Origin of the sequence: Pedococcus sp. NPDC057267, assembly GCF_042668795.1 — a bacterium.
GTDB lineage: Bacteria > Actinomycetota > Actinomycetes > Actinomycetales > Dermatophilaceae > Pedococcus.
Genome location: NZ_JBHUYG010000019.1, coordinates 14504 through 38625 on the forward strand (window position 1 = coordinate 14504; position 24122 = coordinate 38625).

The window sequence follows — 24122 nt, forward strand, 5'->3', positions numbered from 1 at the left end:
CTCGCCGTTCCCCCAGACAGCATTCACCCGCACACCACGAGGCCGCAATGCTCGACACCGATGACGAGGGAACACCGCGAGCGAGGTCCGGACCGGCAGGTGCAGGCAGCGGGCGAGAGCGCGCCAGTCGCGTCAGGTCAGCGTGTCCATGACGTTCGTGCGAGGCAGGTAGGCCACGCACCGCAGCCCGTCGTCCCGGCGCTCGAGGAGGAAGTCGCTGATGAGCTCGCGGGTGGAGTCGCCGTGGCGGAAGCTCCACGTGATGGTCGCCAGCACCATCCGATCCCCGAGGGCGACCGATGTGGAGCCGGCGAGGGTCGTCGTGGCCTGCCCGAGGTCGTCGACCGCGCTCGCCCGCGACGCAACCGCGCTCAGGAACGCCGTTCGCGGGATGGCGCTCGTTCCGGACGGCCCGAGGACCAGGATCGGGTCTGCCACCAGGGCCTCCCCGATGGCTGGATCACCGAGCTCGAGCCACTGGTCTGCGAAGGTGTCGACGAGGCCGTCGACCGGGCGGGTCGGATCGGGGTTCACCGATATCTCATACACCCAGGAGCGGGTCCAGGCCAGGTGCTGGCACCGGACACCGTCGAGGCAACCGGAACGAGACGAGGCCAAACTACGACGATTGCATGGTGACTGGGCCTGCCTTGGCTCGAAGCATGGGCGGGAAGAGCAACGCCCGCGTCGGCTGGGCAGGCAGCGCACGGGCTTAGGAGATCGGCTGCGGCCGCTGGTGCAGGGATCACGGCCAGCCGGAGGCAGGAAGACGCCGGTCATGGTCGAGGGACGTCGCGCGGGTTGGTGGTCCACCCTGCCCGGCGTCATGACGGCGATCGCGGCGCTGATCACGGCTGCCACGGGGTTGCTGCTCGGCTTGAACCAGGTCGGCTGGCTGAGCGCCTCCTCGACCCCGCAGACGTCTGCGGCGAGCACGCGGGTCCCATCCGTCCCCGGCTTGACCCCCTCACCCTCGGTCGCGGCGGCCTCCGGCTCGGCGCAGGTGTCGGGCGCACCATCGTCCGCCACGTCGGGGTACAAGGTCTCCATCCCGCTGAACCGCGAGTTCCGCGTCGGGGACATCTCCTACGAGGTCCTCGCCGCCACGGCGCGGCCGGACGCGGACGGGAAGCTCGCGCTCGTCATGTCGGTGCGGGGGCGCAGCTACCGCGCCTACGACGCCAACTTCTGGGACGCCAGCTTCGCGGTGACGGTCGGTGAGGACGTCGTGCCAGCCTCGGGCGGACTGGACGAGCTCCTGCACGCGAACGCCACCCAGCGGGGCGACGTGCTCTTCGTGGTGCCTGCGGACACGCGGGACGCGGTCCTGACCCTGCGGTTCCAGGGAGGGGAGACGAGGACGGTGCCCTTCCGCATCAGCCCCATCCCGTAGGGCGCCTGGGTCAGGCGCGAGGCCGCCGGGTTCACGGCATACCCATCAGTGCGTCCTCGTCCTAGGGTGGCTGCGTGCTCATGAACAGGTCGGCACCGCACGCCCGCGTCACCCCAGTGCTGACCGTGGGCGACGTCCTGGCGGCTGTCTCGTGGTACACGGAGACCTTCGGCTTCGTCGAGCACGTGCGCATCGGCGAGGGTCACCGCGCGCAGCTCGGTATGCCGGACGGGCCCGCGGCCGAGCTGGTGGTGGCCGAGGTCCGGCCCGGGCGGCGGACGCCGGAGCCGACGGTCTCCCACCAGGTGATGTTCAAGGTCGCCGACGTCGCCGAGGTGGTCGAACGTGCGACCTCACGGGGCGCCCAGCTCGTGGACCCACCCCAGGACTGGCAGTACGGGGAGCGCCAGGCAACCATCCTGGACCCGTTCGGCCACCAGTGGGTCCTCAACCAGACGCTGCGCGACGTCGAGCCCGAGGAGTGGGGCGGGCAGACCGTGACACCGCGCCCGTAGCGCGGGTCAGTTGATGATCTCGCCGCGCTCGTCCTCGACGATCGCCGCCAGCCGGTCACGCCACGCCCGGAGCGCGTCAGGGGCCAAGCGGGTCCAGTCGTCGACCTCGCCGAGCACCTTGAGGGGCTCGGCACTGCGGTAGGACCGCGTGGGGTTGCCTGGGAACTTCTTGTCGGTCACGTTCGGGTCGTTCTCGAAAGCACCCGTCGGCTCGACGAGGTACACGCGCGGGGGGCCGTCGCCGGCCGCCAGCTCCGCGGCGAGCCCGGCACCGTCCCGCAGTGCGGTGAAGTAGATGTGGTTCATCACGACCTCGGGCCGGTAGTTCGACCGGAAGCCCGCGGTGAGGAGGTCACCCACCGCCAGGTCGGCCTTCGTGCCGTGGAAGAACGGCCCCTCGTCCAGGACGTCGGTCACCCCGACACCTTATGCCGTTCCAGCTTGTCGAGGTCACGGACGCAGAACCCGTGGTGCTCCCGCTCCTCGTTGAGCACGGTGCCGAGGCACTGGCGCACGGTCCGCCCCACGGCATACGGCGGCCACCGGTCGTCGCCGGGGACCGGCGCTGTGTGGGCGAGCTGGCCGGGTGTCACCGATGCCAGCCAGGCGTCGACCTCCGCAGCCTGCCGACGTCGCACGGCCAGCACCTCGTCCAGGCTGGGTCGCGCGGAGGGGTCCAGGTCCTCCTCGCGCTCCATGACGGCGTCCGGCCCCAACCCCATGGCTGTGAACGGCTCGGTGAGGCCGAGCACGCAACGCCGGAACCAGGAGTCGTGCACGAACACGAGGTGGCGAAGGGTCTGCACCATCGACCACTCGCCGTCGACGCTGCGGTGCTCGCTGCCCTCGGGCATGGCGCGGACCCTGGCGGCGGTCCTCGCCCAGCCGGCCTGGAGCTGACGCCATGCCTCGCGCAGGTCGTCCGGCTCGTCGGAGCGGATCAGCACGCGAACGGGATGGCGGCGGTCGAGCTCGGCCTCGACGTACGGCATGACGTCGACGCCGTTCACCACGAGGTGGGTGACGAGGCCGTCGATCTCGGCGTCCTGCATCACCACGCCGACCATCCGCACCCTGCTGAGGTCGCACTCGCGGAACTCCGCGCCGCTGAGGTCCTCGTCGTCGAAGCGTCGCATGCGGTCAGGCTAGGCGGGACCGCCGACGCCCAGCGGGACATCGCACCGAGGGCTGCTGTCAGGCCGTCCCTCGGCCGAGGGATCCTTGGTCACGCGTGGGCGGGGTGCCCCTGCTGCTCCTCCAGCCACCGGTGGTGCGCGGCCACGGCGCTGGCCCAGAGGCGGTCGCGCGCCTTCGGCTGCAACCCGTCCAGCCGGAGACCGAAGAGCCGCCCCAGCGCGTCGAACCATGCACCACGGTCTGTGACGGGCTCGCTGCGGGCGCCGTCCCCGATCCGGCTCAGGACCAGACCGCGGACCACGTCAACGCCTGTCGCGTCACGGCGCTCTGCCATGGGCACCTGCACGAAGCCCGACTCCGGCGAGGTCGAGAGCCGCTGGTGCTGCTGCTCGAAGTCGTCCAGCGCCGCCTCGGCCGTGTCCCACGCCATCCCCCTGAACCCGCCCCGAGGGTCGTGGACCAGGTGCCACGCGGTCCCCTCCGGCGAGCACTCGAGCGTGAGGTCGAACGGCGCCTGCCTGTGCGGACCCGCGACCAGCGGCAACGGGTCGTGCAGCGCGTCCCCGAGGCCGGTGTCGACGTACCAGACGCCGCTCGGGTTGGCCTCGCTCGGCGCCAGCTCGACCGTGAGCACCAGGTGGTTGCCCCGCGAAGAGGGGGACGGGCCTTCGGGCCCGTGGACGCCGCCGACGTGGGCGTGGACCGTGTACCCGAGGGTGGTGAGCAGCAGGCCGAGCGCCCCGTTGAGGTGGTAGCAGTAGCCGCCCCGACCGTGACGGGCGATGCGCTCGGCGGACTCGACCGGGTCGATGCCCCACCCCTCCCCGGCCTGGATCCACAGGGTCTCGTAGGGCACCCGCTCCGCATGGCGCCGGACCAGCAGCCGCAGGGCGTTCTCGGAGGGTGCCTCCGGGGCGACGCCCAGGCGGTCGAGGTATGCCTGCCGCACGCCGGCGTCCAAGCGGGGCAGCCGTGCGAACACGGGGCGATTATGGCCCGACGGGGCTGCCCCGGTCAGTGGATCGTCTCGTGGTCGTGACACATCGCGACGAACCTGGCGATGCGCGCGGCCCGGGTCTGCGGCCTCTTGGCGTCGGCGACGCGGTAGAGGATCGCGTAGCGGTTGGCGCCCGACAGGGTCTCGAAGAACGCCTGCGCCTCGGGGTCGGCCGCGAGCGCGGCCGCCAGGTCGTCGGGCACGGTCGCGGACCGCTGTCCCGCGTAGGCCGCAGCCCACCGGCCGTCGGCCTTCGCCGCGTCGACCTGGGCCTGGCCTGCCGGGCGCATCCGCCCGGCCTCGACCAGCGCTTCGGCCTTGTCCCGGTTGACCTGCGACCACTTGCTCCGCGGGCCTCGCGGGGTGAAGCGCTGCAGCCAGTGGCCCTCGTCGTACCCGCGCTTCTGGCCGTCGATCCAGCCGTGGCAGAGCGCCACCTCCAGTGCCTCGGCGTAGGTCACGGTCTGCGCAGCACCGGCCCGTCCGATCCTGAGCCAGATGCCGCGCTGGTCGGCGCCGTGCTCGGCGAACCAGGCCTCGCAGTCGGGGACGGTCGCGAACGAGACCACCGGCAGGCCGGCCAGCTCCTCAGGCGCGCGCGGCGCGGGCCTCTGTCCGTGGGGCACCCGGCCATCCTGTCACCGCCCACCGACGCCCGGACCCCGCGGACACGACAGGTTGCGGCGGACGCGACAGGTCGCGGCGGACGCGACAGCGCGCGGCGAGCCGTGCCCGCCGCGCGCCGTGGTCGAGCTCAGCCCGTCACGGCTCCTCGCCTCCACCGGCCAGGAAGCCGGTGTGTCCGTTGCAGGCGACGCCGGGTCCCGGGATGGCGTCCTTGAGTCCGACCTTGACCAGCTGGCCGTAGTTCTGCACCCGGCCGCCCTCGGGGAACGGGTCGTCGGGGGAGTCGTTCTGACCCGAGTAGGCGCAGATCGAGTTGGCGTGGGTGGCGCCCTGAGCGGGCTTGCCGTTGCCGGTGACCTCTCCGGCGCTGGCCGAGGACACCCCCACGAGGACGAGGGCCCCCGCGACTGCCGGGACCAGGATGATGCGTTTGCCGACCATGGCGCTCCTTCATGTTCAGTGACGGTCACAGCTGAACGCGCTGTGCCGTGACCCTAGGAGCGGTGCCCGGGAGGCGCCTCGGCCATGGTGGCTAGGCGAAGTGTCCAGTGCGTGCCCGTGCAGGAGGGTGACCGCCGCGGCTCACCCCTCGGTGGGTCCCCCGGACCGCTGCCGGTGCGTCGCACCGGGGTCCTCGTCCGCGGCCGCGGCAACCTCCTCCGTCCGGTCGGCGACGTGCAGGGCCCGGTCGATCTCGGCCTGGCACAACGGCTCGGGTGCGTCGGCCACCTTCTCGAGCAGCTCGGCCAGGAGCTCGATCTCCTGGCGCAGGGCGGTGTCGTCCAGCTCGTCCGCCGCAGGTCCCACGTCGTCCCTCTCCTCCACCGCGCCCGGTTTCCCTTCTGTGCACGACCTCGTCCTGCCCCTTCAACGAGGCCACCACCCCCGCGGTCCGGCCGGCACCTCGGATTCACCCGAACGGTCGATGCCAAAAGCCGCACGCGGGGGAGAAACGGGCGTGCCCGCCACGCTCGGCCGATGAGTCCCGCCGCCCCGCGCGGTCCAATGGAGCATGAGCACTGCAGCGCACGGCGTGGGCCCGTTGGACGTCACCTTCACCGAGACCCTCTGCAAGGCCACCAGCAGCGACGACGCGTGGACCTGTGTGAAGTGGGGGCCGTCCGTCGAGTACTTCGGGACGCGCGGGAGGGTCAGGGTCCGCGGCACCATCGACGGCCGGCCGTTCACGACCTCGTTCATGGCGCTCGGCGACGGCAGCCACATGCTCCCGGTCGCGGCCGCGCTGCAGGAGCGGCTCGGCAAGCGAGTCGGGGACACCGTCGAGGTCCGCCTGGAGGAGCGCCTGGCCTGACCGGCCCGGTCGGGTCGCGGCGCGGGATCCCCTGGCCCACACGACATTTCGCGCATTTGGGTCCGTTCGGTGCCGGTCGGGTATCAGTGCCTCCGGCCGCTGCTCCTTCAGGCGTACAGGCTCGTCGGGGGTCTGCCGTACGCAACAGGAGTCAAGCCATGTCATACGTCATCTCGGGCCGCCTCGTCGGCCTTCTCTGCGACGACTGCTGGGAACCGCTGGTGGGGGCCACCATCCGGCTCGTGGACGCCGCCGGCGACCGGGTCAGCCAGGCCGCGGCGGCCGAGCCGAAGCACACGACGACCGTGCTCGAGGAGTCCGTCGCCGCCGAGCGCGCCACGTCCCTTCTCGGAGAGGGGGTCGTGGGGGAGGACGGCGGCTTCAGCATCGAGCTGCGTGACGGGTACGAGGGCGGCGCCTTCGACGTCGACGTCTACTGCGGCACGATGACCGGCCACAAGGTGCCGCCCAAGCCGCTCACCTTCACGCTGACGACGCTGGCGCCGCAGTGGCGCGAGGCCAAGGAGGGGTATGCCGCGGCGTGGTCGTACGAGATCCCGCACCGCATCTGGTGCGGCCTGCGCGGACGCCTCGGCTGGTGGTCGATCTGCGGCCACGTCCGGGTCTGCGACACCGAGATCGGCGTGCCCGGGGTCACGGTCAGCGCCTTCGACGTCGACTGGCTCCAGGACGACGCCCTCGGCAGCGCCACGACCGATGTGAGCGGCCACTTCCGCATCGACTACACGGTGGCGGACTTCACCCGGACGCCGTGGTCGCCGTGGATCAACATCGAGCTGGTCGCCGGGCCGGACGTCTACTTCCGGGTCGACGGCCCCACCGGGGTGCTGCTGCAGGAGCCGCGTTCCCGGGGTCGCGCGCAGGACCGGCAGAACGTCGGTCCGTGCTTCTGCGTCGACCTGTGCGTCAAGGACGCGCCCGACGGCGACAACCAGCCCTACCCGTGGTTCGACCACATCGGCGGCTACAAGACCGTCACCGGCTTCGACAGCGGGCCCGGCGGCACCGGGCGGACGTTCGGGGACGACCGCGCCTTCTACTCCGCGCTGCGGCTCAACGGCGTGCTGGGCCGGCTGCTCGGTGGCCAGCCGGCGGAGTACCGGTTCGAGTACGACGACGGCAGCGGCTGGAAGCCGGTGCTGCCCGGCCAGATGGTGCCCATGCAGATCGGCACGTGGGAGCGGCTCACCGGCTCGCTGCCACCCGTCGAGACCAAGTCGGTCGTCGTCCTGGGCGCCAACGGGCCCGACCAGATCGCCGTGACGCCCGACGCGCAGGGCTGGATCGCCGTGCCGCAGGACAACAGCCTCACCTCGGGCCTGTTCGTACCGAACAACAACCTGCTCGGGCTCGACAGCCGCGCCCTGTCCTCGCAGACGCACGACCTCGCGGCCGTCGTCGCAGGTCAGAGCACCGCGTCCGCGGGCCTCGCCGTCGACCAGTACGTGGCGCTGCGGATGGTCATGCGCCAGGTCGGCCAGCCGACGACCGAGGTGCAGGCAGGCATCGCCGAGCGCGTGGCGCTCGCCAACACGGCATACGACCACGTGCAGAAGCACGGCTCCTGGGTGCCCACGCGGGTCGACGGCCAGCTCGGCGCCGTCAGCATCGACGTCGAGGAGCTCATCGGGCACGGGTGCGCGCGGATCCACGACAGCCTCACGGTCGACTACACGGCCGCCCACCCGAACCTGGGGAGCATGTCACTCGGCGTCTCGGGACCCGGCGGCCCGTACCACTACGCGCTCCCCGCGGTCACGCCCGACTTCCACGGGACCGTCACCCAGCTCCTCGACGCGGCCGACAACCCGGTCGCCGTCTCCTCCCTGCCGAAGTGCAGCTACATCCTGACGGCGTCGATCGACCTGCTGCTCACGACAGGTGACTCCACGCCGCTGCCGCTCTACGACGACATCGCGTTCACGACGCAGTAGGGGCGGCCCGGTCCGGTCGGCGCAGGCGTGGTGACCGATCGGACCGGCTCAGGCAGGCACCGGTACCGGCTCAGGCCGGGCGTCGGCGCAGCGCGAGGATCGCGACGTCGTCGTGCCGCTCCGGCCCGAGCATGCGCTCCGCGAGGACGGCCAGGAAGTCGCCGAGGCAGCTCTCCCGCGCATCGTGGCGCACACCCTCGGCGACCACGTCGCGAAGCTCGGCCAGCCGCTGTCCGAGGTCCTCGCCACGGCGCTCCACCAGCCCGTCGGTGAAGAGGACCAGCAGGTCGCCGGGGCCGAAGGCGAAGGCGGACGCCGACCGCTCCGTGGGGCCGATGCCGAGCAGCGGCGACCGCCCGAGCTCCATGAACTCGGCCGACCCGTCGGCCCGGACCAGCAGCGGCGGCGGGTGCCCCGCGACCGTCGCCCAGGCCTCGTCGTGCTCCTCGTCGAGCAGCAGGTATGCCGCGCTCGCCAGGGGGATGAGCGGGTCGCGTTCCATGAACGCGTCCACCGCGGTCGCGAGGGCGTCGGGGTGGGGGTCCTGCGTCATGAGGACGCGCGTGGCGGCGCGCAGCCTCGAGCCTGCCACGGCGGCGTCCACCCCGCGGCCCATCACGTCGCCCATGACGACCGCGAGGCGGCCGTCGGGGAGGACGTCGACGTCGTAGAAGTCGCCCCCGACCTCCGTGCGGCCGGACTGCTGGTAGAGGTCGGCGAACTCCCAGCCGTCGAGCGCCGGGAGCTCCTGCGGCGAGAGCGTGGCCTGCAGCTCGGCCGCGACGCGACGGCTCTCGGAGTACAGCTCGGCGTTGTCGATGGCCAGGGCGGCGCGGCGCCCGAGGTCCTCGGCGAAGGGGATGTCGGCGGCGGTGTACCGGCGCCCGGACTCGGCCGAGACGAAGGTGAGCACCCCCAGCACCCGCTCGTGCGCGCGCAGTGGAACGGAGAGGGCGCTGCGCAGGCCGAGCTCGCGGGCGACGCGCAGGTGCTCCGGGTCGCGGGTGCCCTCGACGAGCATCTCGTCGGTGACCTCCTCGACGAGCAGGCTCTGGCCGGTGCGGGCCACGATGGCCGACCCGCTGGGTCGCTCGGGGTCGGACGGCCAGCGGGACTGCACCTCCCTCGCGAGCGCGACCTTCTCCGGGTCGACGTGGGCGACGGTGAGGCTGCGCAGGACCCCGGCCTCCAGCACCTCGACCGCGCACCAGTCGGCGTGGAACGGCACCGCGAGGCCGGCCACCTGGGTGAGGGTCTCGTGGTAGTCGGTCGTGGACGCGAGCACGGTCGAGGCGTCGGCGAGGAACTGCAGGCGCGCCTCCTGCTCCGCGCGCTCCTTCTCCGCCGCCAGCCGCTGCACCGTCTGCGCGCACACGTCGGCGAGCACCGAGAGGACGGCGACCTCGTCCTCGGCCAGCTCGACGCAGCGGTTGTCGAAGCGGAACGCCATCGCCCCGATCGCGGTGGCGTCGTCGCCGCCGCGGAGCAGGGGCAGCGTCACCGACGAGCGCTCCACCCCGTCGTCGAGCGACGGGTAGCGCGCGACGAGGTCGGCGCGGTCGCGGATCCGGACGACGGCCCCCGTGCGCACCGCCTCACCGAGGGGCCCCTCGACGTCGAGGTCGAAGACGGAGTACTCGGTGATCTGCTCGGGGGTCAGCCCGACGGTGCCGTGGGCGCGCAGGAGTCGCGGTCCCTCGCGGACGACGACGATGGCCGCGTCGGCCTCGAGCACCCGGCCGGCCTCGCGGGTGATGACGTCGGACATGGCGGCGAGGTCGTCGGCCCGGGCGAGCTGCGCCGTGACCGCAGACAGGGCGACGAGCCGCGACGACGCAGCCGCGCTGCCGTCCCGGGCCGTGTCCGCCCTCGTCGCCATCGGTCCTCCTCGTCGAGTTGAACGCGCGACGGTGCGCGTCCGCTCCATGGAGGCCGTTGGCTCGGCCGCGTGCTCGACGGCCCAAGGTACCGCCCGGCGGGCGACCGGCGCCGCACTTGCGCCGAACTCAGAGCATCGTCGTGAGGACGCCGCCGTCGGCCCGCAGGGCGGCGCCGTTCGTGGCGGACGAGCGGGGGCTGGCGAGGTACGCGGTGAGGTCCGCGATCTCGGCAGGCTCGATGAAGCGCCGCAGCAGGGACGTCGGCGTGGCGGCCGCGAGGTCCGCCCTCAGGTCGTCCACCGGCCTGCCCAGCTGGTGCGCGACCTGCTCGACGGCACCGGCGACACCGTCGGACCACGTCGGCCCGCCGAGGACGGTGTTGACCGTGACCTGCGTGCCCCGGGTGCGCTTGGCCAGGCCGTTGGCCAGCGCGAGGGTGGCCGCCTTGGTGACGCCGTAGTGGACCATGTCGGCCGGCACGTTCACGCCGGACTCGCTGCTGACGACGATGATGCGGCCCCACCCGCGCTGGAGCATCGGCCCGAGCAGCCGCCGGGAGAGCCGGACTGCGCTCATGACGTTGACGTCGAAGTAGCGCTGCCAGTCCTCGTCGCTGACCTCCTCGAACGCCCTGACCTCGAACACCCCGACGTTGTTGACGAGGATGTCGACGTCGCCCAGCGACTCCAGGAGCCGGTCCACCTGGGCGGGGTCGGCGAAGTCCGCCGCGATACCGGCGACGGTGCTGCCGGGGTGCTCCGCCTCGAGGTTGGTCACCGTCTGCCGGACCGTGTCCTCGTCGCGGCCGTTGACGACGACCGCGGCCCCCTCGTCGAGCAGGGCCCGGGCGATGGCCAGGCCGATGCCTCGTGTCGAGCCGCTCACGAAGGCCCTTTTGCCGTTCAGTCCCAGGTCCATGCTCTGTCTCCCGTGGTGGTCCGCTGGTGGGGGTATTACTTGACTGAGCAAGTGACCATAGACGCCGATGACTTTCCCGATCAAGTCACGGGGGCGCGGCGGCGCCTTTGCGACCGCGTACGCTGCCGCCATGCCGGAGCAGCCAGCGCCCACCCGCCTCACCGGTGACGCCCTCGAGACCTGGGCGTCGCTGGCCACCGTGCTCGAGTGGCTCCCCGCCGCCCTTGACGCCCAGCTCCAGCGGGACTGCGGCCTCACGCACTTCGAGTACGGCGTGCTCTACGCCCTCGCCGACGCCCCCGGGCGAACCTTGCGCATGAGCGTCCTCGCCGGCTACGCCAACAGCTCGCTCTCGCGGCTGTCACGGGCCGCCACACGGCTGGAGTCACGCGGCTGGCTGCGCCGCACCCCGGACCCGGGCGACGGCCGCTTCACGCTGGCCCTGCTCACCGACGAGGGCCTGGCGGCGTTCGAGGAGGCGACGCCCGGGCACGTGCGCACCGTGCACGACCTCGTGCTCGACCGGCTGACGGCGGCCCAGGTCAGGCAGCTGCGCGAGATCACGCGGCGCATCATGCTCGCCATCCGCGAGGAGGGCGGCTGGGCCCCCGCCGCGGACGCGGGCCCGCGCGCCTGACCGACGACGACGTGGCCAGACCTGCGAGCGGACGTCACCCGCCCACCGGGATGCTCCGCGGCGTCCGGCGGGAGCGTCTAGAGGAACTGGACCGGGTCGAACTCCTCGATCGGGATGATGCGGACGCGGGGCAGCCGCTCGTTGAACGCCTGCACGTCGTACTCGAGGTCGAACATCTCCAGCCCGTCCTCGGCGAGCTCGACGAAGTCCCGGTTGCGGAACTCGGTGAACCCCACGATGCCCACCCGGCGCCCGTCCAGCAGGTCCTCGACCTGGTCGACGAAGTCGCCGTCGTTGCTGACCAGCAGCACGTCGGCCTCGCGCGAGCGCAGCTCCTCGAGGGTCCGCTGGATGGCGATGTCGACGACCTTCTGGCCGGCGGCGCCCGACAGCGCGATCGGCCGGTACCCGATGGCCAGGAGGGCCTGCACGAACGCCATCGGCAGCTCGGTGTTGGCGGCGAGGAAGAACAGCCCCGTCGCGTCCTGGTCCCAGCGCTCGCGGGCGAACTGCAGCAGCCGCTCCCACCGCGGCCGCTCCTCGGACCGCGGCCGTCGGCCCAGGATCGAGTTGCCGAGGGTTGCGTCGAGGTTCTCCCCGTCGACGAGGACGTAGGTCGTGCGCGCGGCCGGAGACATGACCCGAGGCTAGAGCCAGTCGACGTCGACCGCCGCACTGCCGCCGGCGAGGCGGGCGTACCCGGGTCCGCGGTCGAAGAACGGCTGCTCGCCTGCCTCCCCGCGCTCGGCGCGCAGCCGGGCGCGCAGCGCGTCACTCGCGACCTCGTCGACCACCGGCTCGTCCTTGGTGCCCGACGCCACGACGCCGTATGCCGCGTGCGCGCCCTCGAAGGACACCTTGCCCCAGCGCAGGTCCTGCTCGACCTCGGCGTAGGGCCGCTCGAGCGGGTCGCCCCACCCGCCGCCGCCGGTCGTGCGGATCCTGATGACCTGCCCGGCCCGCACCGGCTCGGCGTCGGCCAGCGCGTCGACCTCCCGCTCCTCCGGGCCGCCGGGGTCGATGGTGACGCTGAACGGCATACCCGCCTGGCCGCCCTTGACCCCCCAGCAGGCGAGGATCGAGCGGTCGGCGATCGACATGAAGTGGGCGTCGCGCAGCATCCGGATGTGCTTCTCGTACCCCAGGCCGCCGCGATGGCGCCCGGCGCCGCCGGAGTCGACCGCCAGGCCCAGCCGCTCGACGACGAAGGGGAAGCGCGACTCGGTGAACTCGGTCGGCAGGTTCCGGCTGTCGGGGACGACGTGGATCGTGTCCTCACCGTCGGCGTAGTAGCGCCCGCCCGAGCCCCCGCCGAGCACCTCGCGCATGAGGTAGTCGTTGCCGTCACGGTCCTTGCCGTAGACGCCCGTGTAGCGGATCGTCTCCTGGTCGGCCGGCATCCGGCCGTCGACGGCCTTGGCGACGACGCCGGCGAGCACGCCGAGCAGCCGCAGGATGACGAACGTGCGCGCGTTGGTCGGCGCGGGGTAGATCGGCGTGAGCAGCGTGCCCTTGTCGGGGAAGCGCATCTCGATGAGCGGCACCACGCCCTCGTTGACGTCGAGCTCGGCCATCCGCTCGGGCGACTCGGCGAGGTTGCGCAGGATCGGCGCGAGCCACTTCTTGAGGAAGTTGCCGCCGACGTAGTCGCCGCAGTGGTTGATGGGACCCTTCGCCTGCGGGCTCGTGCCGGTGAAGTCGATGACGAGGCGCGGGCCGGCGGGGCGGCCGTTCTCGGGGTCGGCCGGGGCGTCGCTGACCTTGGTGAGGGTGATCCGCTGCGTGTGCAGCTTCGGTTCGTCGACGCCGTCGTGCTCGGCGTAGTCCTCCCAGACGTAGGTGCCGTCGGGGATCTGGGACAGGATCTCGCGCCGGTACGTCTCGGTGGTGCGGTCGAGGATCGTGTCGAACGCCGCCTCGATGTCCACGCGTCCGTACCGCGCGAAGAGCTCACCGAGACGCCTCGCCCCCATGAGGCAGGCGGAGCACTCGGCGTCGAGGTCGGCGGCGAGGCTGTCCGGCATACGGCTGTTGCGGGTCATGATGCGCAGCGCGGCACGGTTGGGAACCCCCTTGTCCCACAACCGGATCGGCGGCACGGACAGGCCTTCCTCGAAGACCGTCGTCGCGTTGCTCGGCATCGACCCCGGGACCGCGCCGCCGATGTCGTCGTGGTGCCCGAACGCCTGCACGAACGCCACGACCTCGCCCTCGTGGAAGACGGGCACGGTCACGCACAGGTCCGGCAGGTGCCCGATCCCGCCCTCGGACTCGTAGACGTCGTTGTGGAAGAACACGTCGCCCTCGGACATCTGCGCGATCGGGAAGTCGCGCACGACCGGGTGCACCAGCGCCGAGTACGAACGGCCCGTGAGCTTGCGCAGCTGCCGGTCGTGGATGCCGGCACGGAAGTCGTGCGCGTCGCGGATCATCGGGCTGCGGCTGGTGCGCGCGATGGCCGTCTCGACCTCCATCTCGACGCTGGCCAGGGTCCCCTGGACGATCTCGACGAGGATCGGGTCGACGTCCGTCCCCTCGGGGGTGAGCCGCTTCCCGTGCTCGTATGCCGTGGGGAGCCCGGCGGGGTTCATCGGTCGCCTCCTCGGGAGGTGCGGGTCAGGACGAGGTTGCCGATGCGGTCGACACGGGCGGTGAAGCCCGGGTGGACCGGCACGGTGGACCCGAACTCCTCGACGACGGCCGGCCCGGCGAACGTCTCACCGGCGAGCAGGTCCGGGCGCCACAGCACCGGCGTCTCGACGTACCCCTCGTCCGCGTCGAAGCACACCAGCCGGCTCGAGGTCTTCGAGCGCCGACTCGAGGACGCTGGGTCGGGAGAGGCGGATGCCGTGCCGGCAGCGGGGGAGTGCGCCTCGGGCGGTGACGGCAGGTCGCGCAGCTCGGGACGGGCGATCGCGCCGATGCCAGTGACCCGCAGGTTGACCCACTCCACCTGCTGGGTCGGGTCGCTCGCGAAGTCGTAGCCGTACAGTGCACGGTGCTCGGCGTGGAACGCCTCGGCGACGGCGTCGGCATACGCCGCGTCGACGGGGCCGCTCCCACCGTCGCGCGCCGGCACGCGCACCTCGAAGGCCTGCCCGAAGTACCGCAGGTCGACGGTGCGGACGTACCGGTGCCGGTCGCGGGGAAAGCCCTCGGCGTCGAGCGCGGCGGCTGCCCGGTCGGTGAGCTCGTCGAAGGTCTTCTGCACCGCGGCAAGGTCGAGCGAGGCGTGCCGGGCCACCATTGTCTGCACGTAGTCGTTCTTCACGTCGACGGTCAGCAGCCCGAACGCGCTGACGTTGCCGGGGTCCCGGGGCACGACGACCCCGGCGAGGTCGAGGATGTCCACGAGCCGGCACGCGAGCAGCGACCCCGACCCGCCGAACGTCGCGAGCATGAAGTCCCGGACGTCGAGCCCGCGCTTGACCGACACCTGGCGCAGCGCGTTGGCCTGGTTCCACGCCGAGATCTCGAGGATGCCCGTGGCACAGCGGACGGGGTCGAGCCCGAGCCGCTCGGCCAGCGCCTCGACGCCGGCCCGCGCCGCCTCGACGTCCAGCGGGATCTCGCCACCGAGCAGGTGCGGCGGGATCCGGCCGAGGACGACGTGCGCGTCGGTGATGGTGGGGTCGGTGCCGCCCTTGGCGTAGCAGAGCGGGCCGGGGTCGGCGCCCGCGGACTGGGGGCCGACCTTGAGCGTCCCCTCGGGGGAGACCCAGGCGATGGAGCCGCCGCCGGCGCCGACCGTGACCACGTCGATCATCGGGATCTTGCTGGGGTACGCGCCGATCGTGCCCTCGGTGGTGAGTGTCGGCTCGCCGTCGAGCACCACCGAGACGTCGGTCGAGGTGCCGCCGCCGTCGCACGTCAGCACCTTGGCGAAGCCGGCCCGCGCGGCGACCAGTCCCGCGCCCAGGGCGCCGGCCGCCGGACCGGACAGCACCGTGGTGATCGGCTGGTGCACGACCTCGTCGGCCGACAGGACCCCGCCGTTGGACTTCATGATCGAGAACGGGACGCCGGGCGCGATCGTGTCGAGCCGGTCGTGGATGTTGGCGACGTAGCGCGAGACGCTCGGCTTCACCGCCGCGTCGACGAGCGTCGTCATCGCCCGCTCGTACTCGCGGTACTCGCGCAGCACCTCGCTCGAGATCGACACGACGGCCTCGGGGTGCTCACGCCGCAGCACCTCGCGCATGGCGACCTCGTGCCGGTCGTCGGCGTACGAGTGCAGGAAGCAGACGCCGATGGTCGTGATGCCGCGGTCGCGGAACCAGTGGGCCGCCGCCACCGCGGCGGCCTCGTCGAACGGCCGGATCTCGTTGCCCTCGAAGTCCATCCGGCCACCGACGGTGCGGACGTGGTCGGCCGGGACGATGCGCGGCGGCTTCACCCAGAAGTAGGAGTTGCCGTACCCGTCGGGCACCGCCTGGCGCGCGATCTCGAGCAGGAACTCGTACCCCTCGGTGGTCACGAACCCGAGCCGCTCGACCTTGCCCTCGAGCAGCTTGTTGGTGGCGACGGTCGTGCCGTGGCTGACCGAGGTGACGTCGGCTCCGGTGGCCGCCATGAGCGCCAGGACCTTCTCGACCCCGGTGATGAAGCCGTCGGCCGGGTTGGCGGGTGTCGAGGGCGTCTTGGTCGTGACGAGGTCGCCGGTGTCCTCGTCGAGCGCGACGACGTCGGTGAACGTCCCGCCGGTGTCGATGCCGATCCGGATCCGTCGCGCCATGCGTGCGATTCAACCCATTCGCCCCGGCACCGGCGTCGGCACATGTTGCCAACCGGGCCTAGGGGGAGAGGTAGGTGCGGTCCCCGGGCAGGACGAGCGCGAGCGGGTCCGACCCGTGCAGCGGCACCCGGTGCCAGCCCAGCCACGCGGTGCCGTCGTGGCGCGTGCGCACGCGGACCCGGTGCGGGGTCTCGACGAGCCGCAGGTCCGCCTCGAACGTCCCGTCGGCCGTCCAGCCGGCCGCCGCCGCGACCACGAGCTCGGCGTCGCCGACCGTGAGCCGCGTGTCGACCCAGTGCCCGTCCCCGACCTCGACCGTCGCCGTGGTGCCGTGCGCCTCGACCGTGAGCCGGTATGCCGCCGAGCCTCCTCTGGCCTGCCCGGCGTCCGTCGCCTCCCCGGCGCCTGTCGCCTCACCGGCGGGGTCAGGGCCGTCGACCCCTTCGACCCGCACCCCGGCATACGCCTCGGGCAGCTGGCTGTCGGTGGACCGGGTCCAGGACCCAGTGCCGAACCGGCCGGGGGCCGACCGCGGGGTCGGGACGGCGAGGGCGGCCATGCGCGCAGCGAGGGCGTCGTCCGCCCCCGCGTCCCCGTCGCGGTCGATGGCGGGGAGCAGGTGCTCCCAGACCAGGTCGAGAACCGCCTGCATGTCGACGGTCTCGGACGTGATGGCCAGGGCGACGTCCTGCTCGGGCAGCACGATCGCGTACTGCCCGTAGGCGCCGTCGCCGCGGTAGCCGTGCCTGGCTCCCCAGAAGGAGCAGCCGTACCCGTGGGTCCAGTCGGGGTTCGGGTCGGGCTCGCGGTTGGGCAGGCCGGTCGGGGCCGTCGCGGTCGCGACCCAGGCGGGGGACAGCAGCCGGTCGCCCGCCCACCGGCCCCCGTCGAGGTAGGTGTGGGCGAGGCCGAGGATCGCGTCGGTGCCGACGTGGATGCCCGAGAAGCCGAGCTCCCGGCCGGTCGCCGTCCGGTGCCAGCGCACCCGGTCGGCGCCCGCGGGGTCGAGCGCGGACACGACCCGCGAGCGGACCAGGTCGAGCACGCCGCTGCCTGTCACCTCGCGGACGCACGACGCCGCCAGGTAGGTCGCCAGCTGGTTGTACGCCCACGCGGTGCCCGGCTCGTGCTCGGGCTCGCGCGCCAGGATCGCGCCGAGGACAGGGTCGGTGCCGTCGTCCGATGGCGTGGTGGCGGACAGGGCCACCCGCCCCGGCCACGTGTCGACGTCGTGACCGGTCGCCATGGTCAGGCAGTGGCCGAGGGTGAGCCGGCGGTACCGTTCCGACACCTCGGCCCCGGCGGGCAGCAGGCGCGCGGGCAGCAGCTCGAACACGCGGTCGTCGAGCGACAGCCGGCCCTCGTCGACGAGCAGCCCGACCGCCGTGGCCGTGAACGACTTGCTCAGCGAGTACACGAGCTGGACGCGCTCCGCGGCATACGGCGCCCACCAGCCGCGCGCCACGACGTGGCCGTGCCGCGCGAGCAGGAGGCTGTGCGGGTCGTGGCCGTCGGCCTCGAGGGCGTCGACGAGGGCGAGGACGCCGCGGGCGTCGATGCCCTGGGCGGACGGGGTGCTGGGCGGCAGGACGGGGGAGGCTGCGGTCACCCTGTCGACGCTAACCCGACGGCGGCTGGTCCGCCGCGCAGAGTCCCTCGGGCGTCAGCGGGTGGGCCGGACGACGTTGAGGTCCACCGGTCCGCGGACGCCGTCGACCCGTGCGCGGTTGCTCGCCTGCCACCAGACCCAGGTGCCGGGCGGCCGCACGACGATGCTGCGGACCCAGCGCTCACGGTCGCGGTTCGGCGGGTACCTCGCGTCCCAGCTGTTGAGGACGTAGAAGCGGACCGGCCGCCCCGTGCCCTTCTCCACCGCGTCGATGAACGTGTCGAGCTCGCGCTGGACGGTCGCGCGGGGGGGCCGGGCGGAGCAGTTGCCGCTGAGCTCGAGGTCGACGACCACCGGCAGGGAGCGGGGGTCGTGGCGGCCGTCCACGGCGTCGAGGGCGCCCAGGAGGTTGGCCGCCTGCTCGGCGCCACCGCGGCAGAGCGTGAAGAAGTGGTACGCACCGACCTCCAGCCCGGCGGCGCGGGCCTCCTGCCAGTTGCGGGCGAACGCCGGGTCGCGGAACGTCGCCCCCTCCGTCGCCTTCAGGTATGCCGCCGACACCCCGTCCGCGGCGACGGCCGGCCAGTCGATGGACCCCTGGTGGGCGGAGACGTCCACGCCGTAGGTCTCTCCGGCCAGCAGCGCCGGGCGCCGGCCGGGCAGCCACAGCTCGATCGCCAGCACGCCCGCGAGCGTGAGCACGAGGACCGCGCCCAGGAGGACGACCACCCCCCGCCGCCGTCGCATACGGGCACCCTAGCCGCCCGGCGGCCACGAGCGGCTAGTGGGGGAAGGTGGTCCGGGCCTCGCCCTCGAGCTCGGCGCGGTGGCGGCGGATCAGCTCGAGGTTGCGGTCGCGCAGGTGGTCGAAGCCCTGGCCGATGTTCGACCCGGGGGTGAGCGAGGCCAGCGCCGTGTCGGGGTCGAGCAGCGCGCTCACCCAGCCCTCGTGCGAGGCCGCCTTGGCGACGATGTGGCCGACCGGCGTGACGATGTGCGAGTTGCCGAAGTACAGGACCCCGGCCGGGTCGGTGCCGGTGGCGTTGGCCCCGACGACGAAGACGTGGTTGTCGTAGGCGCGTGCCCGCGACGTGAGCTCCCAGACGTCGGCCGAGCGGAGCAGCGCGGACGGCCGGACGATCACCTCGGCGCCGCGGACCGCCTGGATCCGGGACAGCTCGGGGTAGTCGCCGTCGAAGCAGATGATCATGCCGATCCGCCCGAGGTCGGTCTCGACCACGGTGACGTCGTGGCCCGGGGTGACCCAGCCGCCGCCGTCGACGTGCTCGGTGCAGAACGGGTGCGTCTTGCGGTAGACGCCGGCGACCTCCCCGTCGCGCCCCACGAGCACAGAGGCGTTGTAGACCACCCCTCGCTCGGGTCCGCGCTCGTACGTGCCGAGCACGACGTGGACGCCGAGGTCGCGCGCCACCTGCTGCACGGGCTCGGTCACCGGACCGGGCACCTCGGAGACGAGGTCCCACAACTCCTCGGTGGAGCAGTCCGGAGTGAACCCGGTCGTCGCGGTCTCGGGCAGGACGACCAGCTCGGCGCCGGTCGCGTCGACGCAGCGCCGGACGAAGTCGACGCACTTGTCGAGGTTCTTGCGCACGGTCTCGGGCGACAGCGGCCCGGGCACCGGCGCGACCTGGATCGCAGCCGTGGTGAATGCGCGCATCAGCGTCCTCCGATCGCCCATCCCACGATAACCCCGGCCAGTGCGACCACCCCGCCGGTGAGGACGCCCCAGCCGAAGTCGCGGTTGCCGCGGCCCACCCCTGCCTCGGCGGCAGGCACGGCCCGCCGCCCGGCATACACGGGTGCACCGGCGGGAGCGCCGGGGGCGCGGGTGAGGACGGGCTGCTCGATCGGGACCGGGCGGACGCCCGCGATGTCGTCGTCGACGGCCGTGAAGAACTGGCCGGCCATCTTGCGCGTCACGCCCGTGAGCATCCGCTGCCCGACACCGCCGAGCATGCCGCCGACGGTGGCGTCCGCGTCGTACGCGAGGGCGGTGCCGCCCCCGTCGGCCGCGGCCAGCCGCACGACGACGTCGGCGTCGACGGTGCCCGGGCTGCCGGCGCCGCTCGCCTTGAGGGTGAACCCCTCCGGCGGGTTCGGGTCGTGCAGCGCGACCGTGCCGTCGTAGGTGCCCTTCACCGCCGCGACCCCGGCCGTGACCGTCATGGCGTATCGGTGCGGGCCGATCTCGGTGAGCGACTCGCAGCCGGGCAGGCAGCGGGCGAGGACGGCCGGGTCGTGGAAGGCGTCGAACACCTGCTGCGGGTCCGCCTTGAGCTCGGCGGTGCCGGAGATCCTCATCGCTGCTCCTCGGGTCGGGTGGCGGTGGGTGCCTCGTCGTGCCGGTCGCCGTCCGTCGAGGCTGCCGACGGGTCGTCGGGTATGCCGTGGGCGTGCCGCAGGGACGGCCACTCGCCGCGCTCGTGCCGCCGGCGCAGCTCCCACAGCTCGACCGGCGAGATCGGCATCGAGCGGATCGGGAAGCCCTCGGCGTCCTCGATCGCCGAGGCGATGACGGCCGACACCGGGATGCAGCCCGCCTCGCCGGCGCCCTTGATGCCCAGCGGGTTCAGCGGCGAGGGCGTCTCGAGGTGGTCGGTCTCGATGAACGGAACCTCGGACGCGTACGGCATGAGGAAGTCCATGAAGCTGGCGTTGAGCAGCTGGCCGCCCTCGTCGTAGACCATCCGCTCGTAGAGCGCGCCGCCGACGCCCTGCGCGACGCCCCCGTGGACCTGGCCCTCGACGACCATCGGGTTGATCATGGGGCCGCAGTCGTGCACGACGCAGTAGCGCAGGATGCGGACCTCGGCGGTGACCGTGTCGGTCTCGACGACCGCGGCGTGCATGCCGTTGGCGAACGTCGCCTGCGTGGGCGAGTAGAAGTCCTTGCCCTCCAGGCCCGGCTCCTCGTCGTCGGCGACCGGCGGCCGGTCGGGGTCGTTGCTGCCGGCGAACTGGGTCGCGGCCTTGGCCGCCTCGTCGAAGGCGTACCGGAGCGGGTTCGACATCACCGAGACCGTGCCCAGGCCCATGTGGGTGTCGGGAGCCCCCTTGACGCGGATGTCGCCGTCGACGATCTCGAGGTCGTCCGGGCTGACCTCGAGCGCGTCCGCCGCGATCCGCAGCGCCTTGGCCCTGACCTGGCGGGCCGCGAGCGCGATCGCGTTGCCGCTCATGACCGCTGCGCGTGAGGCGAACGTGCCCACGGCATACGGCATGCGCCTGGTGTCGCCGGTCGTGACGTGGACGTCCTCGAGCCGCACGCCGAGCTCGCTGGCCACCACCTGGGCGAACACGGTCTCGTGCCCCTGCCCCTGCGAGGTGAGGCCCGTCGAGACGTTGACGCGGCCGCTGGTCTCGACCTGGATGTGCCCGCCCTCGTAGGGGCCGACGCCCGTGCCCTCGACGTAGCAGCCGATGCCGAGGCCGACCCTGCGCCCCTCGGCGCGCGCCTGCTCCCGGTAGGCCGCGAAGTCGTCCCAGCCGACCAGCCGCTCGAGCAACGCGAGCGTCGCCGGGAAGTCGCCGCTGTCGTAGCGCAGCGGCCGGCCGTCCTGGAAGAGCAACCCGTGGTCCCACGGCATCTCGTCGGGCTGGATGAAGTTGCGGCGGCGGACCTCGGTGCGGTCGAGGCCGAGCTCGTCGGCGATCGCGTCCATGGTGCGCTCCATCGCGAAGCAGCCCTGGGGTCGGCCGGCACCGCGGTACGGCGTGACGAGGACCGTGTTGGTGTAGAGCGACCAGAACTCGACCCGGTAGGTGCCCGGCTTGTAGGGCCCGAGGAGCTGGGTCGAGGTGATGATCGGGACGATGATGCCGTAGGGCGTGTAGGCGCCGTTGTCGTGCCAGAACTTCACGTCGAGCGCCAGCAGCCGCCCGTCGTCGTCGAAACCGACCCGCACCCGGTGGAGCTGCCCGCGCTCGTGCGCGCTGGAGACGAAGTGCTCGCGGCGGTCCTCGGTCCACTTGACCGGTCGGCCGAGAACCCTTGCGGCCCAAGGGACCAGGACCTCCTCGGGCCACGGGTGGTTGATCTTGACGCCGAACCCGCCTCCGACGTCGGGCGCGATGCACTCGACCTTGGCCAGGGGCAGGTCGAGCTTGGCGGCGACCGCGGCCCGCACTCCCGTCGAGGTCTGGGTGGAGGAGTAGATCCGCAGCTCCTCGCGCTCGTCGTCCCAGCGCGCGTAGACCCCCCGCCCCTCCAGCGGCATGCTGGCGCTGCGCTCGATCGACAGCTCGAGCTCGAGGGTGTGGGCCGCCGACGCCATGGCGAACTCGACGTCGCCGACCTCCTGCAGCATGTGCGCCGACACGTTGTCGGGCACGTCGTCGTGGACGAGATGCGTTGCGGCGCGGGCGTTCTCGATCCCGACGACGGGAGGGAGCAGCTCGTAGTCGACACGGATGCGCTGGCAGGCGTCCTCGGCGACGTACCGGTCGCGCGCCACGACGAGGACGACCGGCTCGCCGACGTGGTTCACCTCGTCGCGGGCCAGGGCGTACTGCGTGCGGCCGTGGGTGAGCGTCGGGTGGGGGATGAGCAGCGGGAGGGGCTCGCCGACGCGTCCGGGCAGGTCCTCGTACGTCCAGATGCCGACGAGCCCGTCGACCTCGAGGGCGTCGGTGACGTCGATGTCGCGGATCCGGGCGTGCGCGTGCGGGCTGCGGACCAGCGCGGCGGCCAGGGCGTCGTGGCCGAGGGCGTCGTGGCCGAGGTCGTCGAGGTAGCGGCCGCCGCCGGTGAGCAGCCGCGGGTCCTCGCGCCGCTGGACGGGCGCCCCGAACATGCTGGTCGTCACGAGGCCGCCCCGGTCCCGTCACCGTCGGCCTCGCGCAGCTCGTCGTCGCGCAGCGCCTCCTCGCGCAGCGCCTCCTCGCGCAGCTCGGCGGCGCGCAGCACGGACTTCACGATGTTCTGGTACCCCGTGCAGCGGCACAGGTTGCCCGAGATCGCCTCGCGCGCCTCGTCCTGCGTCGGGTGCGGGTTCTCCTCGAGGTATGCCGTGACCGTCGTGAGGAAGCCCGGGGTGCAGAACCCGCACTGCAGGCCGTGGCACTCGGCGAACGCCCGCTGCACCGGCCCCATCGCCTCGCGGGAGCCGAGCCCCTCCACGGTCGTGACCGGGTGCGCCTGCGCGGTGACGGCGAACACGAGGCACGACCTCGCCGGCCGGCCGTCGAGCAGGACGGTGCAGGCGCCGCACACCCCGTGCTCGCAGCCCACGTGGGTACCGGTGAGGCCGAGGTCGTGGCGCAGGAAGTCCGACAGCAGGCGCCGGGCGGGGACCCGCGCGTGGCGCGGGACGCCGTTGACGGTGACGGTGACGTCGAGCAGCTCCTCGACGACGGGCTCGCCGCTCATGCCGCGCCCTGCCCGGAACCCGGAACGGCGGAGCCGGCCGCCGCTTCCACCAGGGCGACGCGGGAGAGCTCGACTGCCAGCATCCGGCGGTACTCGGCCGTGGCGTGGATGTCGCTCTCGGGGGCGACCGCCGCGGTGACGAGGTCGGCCGCGGCCGACCAGTCGACGGAGGAGGGCTCGACCCCCGCGAAGGGCTCGGTCACGTCGAGGACGGCCGGCACGTCCGTGACCGACACGAAGGTGAGCCGCGCCCGGGTGACGGCTCCGTCGACGACCGTCACGGCCGCCCCCACACCGGCGAGGGCGTAGTCGCCGTGGCGGCGGGCCCGCTCGACGAAGGACGTGCCGGTGCCGGTGGGCAGGCGCCCGAACCGCACGGCGACCGCGAGCTCCTCGGGCGCGAGGGACGTCTCGAGCGGGCCGAGGAAGAAGTCGTGCCAGTCGATCTCACGCGTCCCGGTCGCGCTGGCGACCTCGACCACGCCGTCGCAGAGGGCCAGCACCGACGGCATCTCGCCGGCGGCGTCGGCGTGCGCGATCGAGCCGACGGTGGTGCCCCGGTTGCGGATGACCGGGTGGGCCACGTGGCGCAACGCCTGGCGCAGCAGCGGCAGCGCCGCATACGCCTGCTCGTGTCGTTCGAGGTCCGTGTGCCGGACCATCGCGCCCACGCGGACGTGGTCCGCCGTGACCTCGACCCTGTCCAGGCCGGTGACGCGGCCGAGGTCGACGAGGTGGGCAGGCGTGGCCAGGCGCATGTTGAGCATCGGGACCAGGCTCTGCCCGCCGGCCAGCACCTTGCCGTCGTGGCCCACGTCGGCGAGCACGCCCGTGGCCTCGTCCACGGTGCGTGGCGCGTGGTGCACGAACGGTGCTGGCTTCACGGGAGGGGCTCCTGCCTGCTCGGGTCTGCGGGGGAGGGGGCGTGGGGCCCCCCCCCGGGGGGGGGGCCCCCCGCCGCGGCGACCGCCGCGCGGCGGGGACGGGGGGGGGGGCGGGGCCGGGGCGGCCGCGGGCA

The 24122-nt window shown here is 73.0% G+C and carries 24 protein-coding genes; 5 read left to right on the top strand and 19 right to left on the bottom strand.

The features are described from left to right. Positions 1–132 precede the first annotated feature (132 nt). A complete protein-coding gene (locus ACFUC1_RS06400) occupies positions 133–534 on the bottom strand; it encodes a hypothetical protein (protein WP_379117805.1) in 402 nt (133 codons plus the stop codon). A gap of 244 nt (positions 535–778) precedes the next feature. Here ACFUC1_RS06400 and ACFUC1_RS06405 point away from each other — a divergent pair, with 244 nt between their 5' ends. Next, positions 779–1393 carry a hypothetical protein gene (locus tag ACFUC1_RS06405; protein ID WP_379117807.1) on the top strand — a complete coding sequence of 205 codons (615 nt, stop codon included), beginning with the start codon at positions 779–781 and terminating at the stop codon, positions 1391–1393. A gap of 80 nt (positions 1394–1473) precedes the next feature. Continuing rightward, on the top strand, positions 1474–1908 hold the full coding sequence (locus ACFUC1_RS06410) for a VOC family protein (protein WP_379117867.1): 435 nt from the start codon (positions 1474–1476) through the stop codon (positions 1906–1908). 6 nt (positions 1909–1914) lie between these two features. On the opposite strand, the gene arr is transcribed toward ACFUC1_RS06410, so the two are convergent. The 6 genes from arr to ACFUC1_RS06440 form a co-directional block, all read right to left on the bottom strand. Continuing rightward, positions 1915–2325 (bottom strand): NAD(+)--rifampin ADP-ribosyltransferase, encoded by a 411-nt coding sequence (gene arr, locus ACFUC1_RS06415; protein WP_379117809.1) that lies wholly within the window; start codon positions 2323–2325, stop codon positions 1915–1917. Next, entirely contained in the window at positions 2322–3044 is a 723-nt protein-coding gene (locus ACFUC1_RS06420) for a DinB family protein (RefSeq protein ID WP_379117811.1), read from the bottom strand. The genes arr and ACFUC1_RS06420 overlap by 4 nt, the downstream gene beginning before the upstream one ends. 89 nt (positions 3045–3133) lie before the next feature. After that, on the bottom strand, positions 3134–4027 hold the full coding sequence (locus ACFUC1_RS06425) for an arylamine N-acetyltransferase (protein WP_379117813.1): 894 nt from the start codon (positions 4025–4027) through the stop codon (positions 3134–3136). Between the two features lie 32 nt (positions 4028–4059). Beyond that, positions 4060–4668 (bottom strand): YdeI family protein, encoded by a 609-nt coding sequence (locus tag ACFUC1_RS06430; RefSeq protein WP_379117815.1) that lies wholly within the window; start codon positions 4666–4668, stop codon positions 4060–4062. Between the two features lie 136 nt (positions 4669–4804). After that, positions 4805–5110: a hypothetical protein gene (locus tag ACFUC1_RS06435; protein ID WP_379117817.1), complete on the bottom strand. Its 306-nt coding sequence runs from the start codon at positions 5108–5110 to the stop codon at positions 4805–4807. A gap of 141 nt (positions 5111–5251) precedes the next feature. Beyond that, on the bottom strand, positions 5252–5476 hold the full coding sequence (locus ACFUC1_RS06440; RefSeq protein WP_379117819.1) for a hypothetical protein: 225 nt from the start codon (positions 5474–5476) through the stop codon (positions 5252–5254). 205 nt (positions 5477–5681) lie between these two features. Between ACFUC1_RS06440 and ACFUC1_RS06445 the strand changes: the two genes are divergently transcribed. Continuing rightward, on the top strand, positions 5682–5981 hold the full coding sequence (locus ACFUC1_RS06445; RefSeq protein WP_379117821.1) for a DUF1905 domain-containing protein: 300 nt from the start codon (positions 5682–5684) through the stop codon (positions 5979–5981). A 158-nt stretch (positions 5982–6139) separates the two neighbouring features. After that, positions 6140–7936, top strand: coding sequence for a hypothetical protein (locus tag ACFUC1_RS06450; RefSeq protein WP_379117823.1), 1797 nt, complete (start codon positions 6140–6142; stop codon positions 7934–7936). A 70-nt stretch (positions 7937–8006) separates the two neighbouring features. Here ACFUC1_RS06450 and ACFUC1_RS06455 read toward each other — a convergent pair whose 3' ends face one another. After that, entirely contained in the window at positions 8007–9815 is a 1809-nt protein-coding gene (locus ACFUC1_RS06455) for a GAF domain-containing SpoIIE family protein phosphatase (protein ID WP_379117825.1), read from the bottom strand. Positions 9816–9942: 127 nt separating this feature from the next. Further along, positions 9943–10734 (bottom strand): SDR family NAD(P)-dependent oxidoreductase, encoded by a 792-nt coding sequence (locus tag ACFUC1_RS06460; RefSeq protein WP_379117827.1) that lies wholly within the window; start codon positions 10732–10734, stop codon positions 9943–9945. Between the two features lie 130 nt (positions 10735–10864). Between ACFUC1_RS06460 and ACFUC1_RS06465 the strand changes: the two genes are divergently transcribed. Continuing rightward, the gene (locus ACFUC1_RS06465; protein WP_379117829.1) at positions 10865–11371 is read left to right on the top strand and encodes a MarR family winged helix-turn-helix transcriptional regulator; all 507 of its coding nucleotides are present in this window, start codon (positions 10865–10867) and stop codon (positions 11369–11371) included. A gap of 77 nt (positions 11372–11448) precedes the next feature. Here the strand turns inward: ACFUC1_RS06465 and ACFUC1_RS06470 are convergent, their stop codons facing one another. From ACFUC1_RS06470 to ACFUC1_RS06515, 10 genes are read right to left on the bottom strand one after another with little or no spacing between them, the layout of a single operon-like run. Further along, positions 11449–12009 carry an NYN domain-containing protein gene (locus tag ACFUC1_RS06470; RefSeq protein ID WP_379117831.1) on the bottom strand — a complete coding sequence of 187 codons (561 nt, stop codon included), beginning with the start codon at positions 12007–12009 and terminating at the stop codon, positions 11449–11451. 9 nt (positions 12010–12018) lie between these two features. After that, positions 12019–13962: a hydantoinase B/oxoprolinase family protein gene (locus ACFUC1_RS06475; protein WP_379117833.1), complete on the bottom strand. Its 1944-nt coding sequence runs from the start codon at positions 13960–13962 to the stop codon at positions 12019–12021. Then, positions 13959–16106, bottom strand: coding sequence for a hydantoinase/oxoprolinase family protein (locus ACFUC1_RS06480; protein ID WP_379117835.1), 2148 nt, complete (start codon positions 16104–16106; stop codon positions 13959–13961). Before ACFUC1_RS06480 ends, ACFUC1_RS06475 begins: the two co-directional genes overlap by 4 nt. 58 nt (positions 16107–16164) lie before the next feature. After that, positions 16165–17715 carry a serine hydrolase domain-containing protein gene (locus ACFUC1_RS06485; RefSeq protein ID WP_379117837.1) on the bottom strand — a complete coding sequence of 517 codons (1551 nt, stop codon included), beginning with the start codon at positions 17713–17715 and terminating at the stop codon, positions 16165–16167. A gap of 54 nt (positions 17716–17769) precedes the next feature. Further along, the gene (locus tag ACFUC1_RS06490; protein WP_379117839.1) at positions 17770–18462 is read right to left on the bottom strand and encodes a GH25 family lysozyme; all 693 of its coding nucleotides are present in this window, start codon (positions 18460–18462) and stop codon (positions 17770–17772) included. 34 nt (positions 18463–18496) lie between these two features. Further along, complete coding sequence (locus ACFUC1_RS06495) at positions 18497–19393, bottom strand: carbon-nitrogen hydrolase family protein (RefSeq protein ID WP_379117841.1); 897 nt, start codon at positions 19391–19393, stop codon at positions 18497–18499. Continuing rightward, positions 19393–20037, bottom strand: coding sequence for a carbon monoxide dehydrogenase subunit G (locus tag ACFUC1_RS06500; protein ID WP_379117843.1), 645 nt, complete (start codon positions 20035–20037; stop codon positions 19393–19395). Before ACFUC1_RS06500 ends, ACFUC1_RS06495 begins: the two co-directional genes overlap by 1 nt. Continuing rightward, positions 20034–22541 carry an aerobic carbon-monoxide dehydrogenase large subunit gene (cutA, locus tag ACFUC1_RS06505; protein WP_379117845.1) on the bottom strand — a complete coding sequence of 836 codons (2508 nt, stop codon included), beginning with the start codon at positions 22539–22541 and terminating at the stop codon, positions 20034–20036. The genes ACFUC1_RS06500 and cutA overlap by 4 nt, the downstream gene beginning before the upstream one ends. Continuing rightward, entirely contained in the window at positions 22538–23104 is a 567-nt protein-coding gene (locus tag ACFUC1_RS06510) for a (2Fe-2S)-binding protein (protein WP_379117847.1), read from the bottom strand. The genes cutA and ACFUC1_RS06510 overlap by 4 nt, the downstream gene beginning before the upstream one ends. Beyond that, the gene (locus ACFUC1_RS06515) at positions 23101–23988 is read right to left on the bottom strand and encodes an FAD binding domain-containing protein (RefSeq protein WP_379117849.1); all 888 of its coding nucleotides are present in this window, start codon (positions 23986–23988) and stop codon (positions 23101–23103) included. Before ACFUC1_RS06515 ends, ACFUC1_RS06510 begins: the two co-directional genes overlap by 4 nt. Between the last annotated feature and the right edge of the window lie 134 nt (positions 23989–24122).

Coding starts and splice junctions, on each gene's coding strand:
- ACFUC1_RS06405 (WP_379117807.1), top strand. CDS start 779: ATGGTCGAGGGACGTCGCGCGGGTTGGTGGTCCACCCTGCCCGGCGTC.
- ACFUC1_RS06410 (WP_379117867.1), top strand. CDS start 1,474: ATGAACAGGTCGGCACCGCACGCCCGCGTCACCCCAGTGCTGACCGTG.
- ACFUC1_RS06420 (WP_379117811.1), bottom strand. CDS start 3,044: ATGCGACGCTTCGACGACGAGGACCTCAGCGGCGCGGAGTTCCGCGAG.
- ACFUC1_RS06435 (WP_379117817.1), bottom strand. CDS start 5,110: ATGGTCGGCAAACGCATCATCCTGGTCCCGGCAGTCGCGGGGGCCCTC.
- ACFUC1_RS06445 (WP_379117821.1), top strand. CDS start 5,682: ATGAGCACTGCAGCGCACGGCGTGGGCCCGTTGGACGTCACCTTCACC.
- ACFUC1_RS06450 (WP_379117823.1), top strand. CDS start 6,140: ATGTCATACGTCATCTCGGGCCGCCTCGTCGGCCTTCTCTGCGACGAC.
- ACFUC1_RS06455 (WP_379117825.1), bottom strand. CDS start 9,815: ATGGCGACGAGGGCGGACACGGCCCGGGACGGCAGCGCGGCTGCGTCG.
- ACFUC1_RS06460 (WP_379117827.1), bottom strand. CDS start 10,734: ATGGACCTGGGACTGAACGGCAAAAGGGCCTTCGTGAGCGGCTCGACA.
- ACFUC1_RS06465 (WP_379117829.1), top strand. CDS start 10,865: ATGCCGGAGCAGCCAGCGCCCACCCGCCTCACCGGTGACGCCCTCGAG.
- ACFUC1_RS06470 (WP_379117831.1), bottom strand. CDS start 12,009: ATGTCTCCGGCCGCGCGCACGACCTACGTCCTCGTCGACGGGGAGAAC.
- ACFUC1_RS06475 (WP_379117833.1), bottom strand. CDS start 13,962: ATGAACCCCGCCGGGCTCCCCACGGCATACGAGCACGGGAAGCGGCTC.
- ACFUC1_RS06480 (WP_379117835.1), bottom strand. CDS start 16,106: ATGGCGCGACGGATCCGGATCGGCATCGACACCGGCGGGACGTTCACC.
- ACFUC1_RS06490 (WP_379117839.1), bottom strand. CDS start 18,462: ATGCGACGGCGGCGGGGGGTGGTCGTCCTCCTGGGCGCGGTCCTCGTG.
- ACFUC1_RS06495 (WP_379117841.1), bottom strand. CDS start 19,393: ATGCGCGCATTCACCACGGCTGCGATCCAGGTCGCGCCGGTGCCCGGG.
- ACFUC1_RS06500 (WP_379117843.1), bottom strand. CDS start 20,037: ATGAGGATCTCCGGCACCGCCGAGCTCAAGGCGGACCCGCAGCAGGTG.
- ACFUC1_RS06510 (WP_379117847.1), bottom strand. CDS start 23,104: ATGAGCGGCGAGCCCGTCGTCGAGGAGCTGCTCGACGTCACCGTCACC.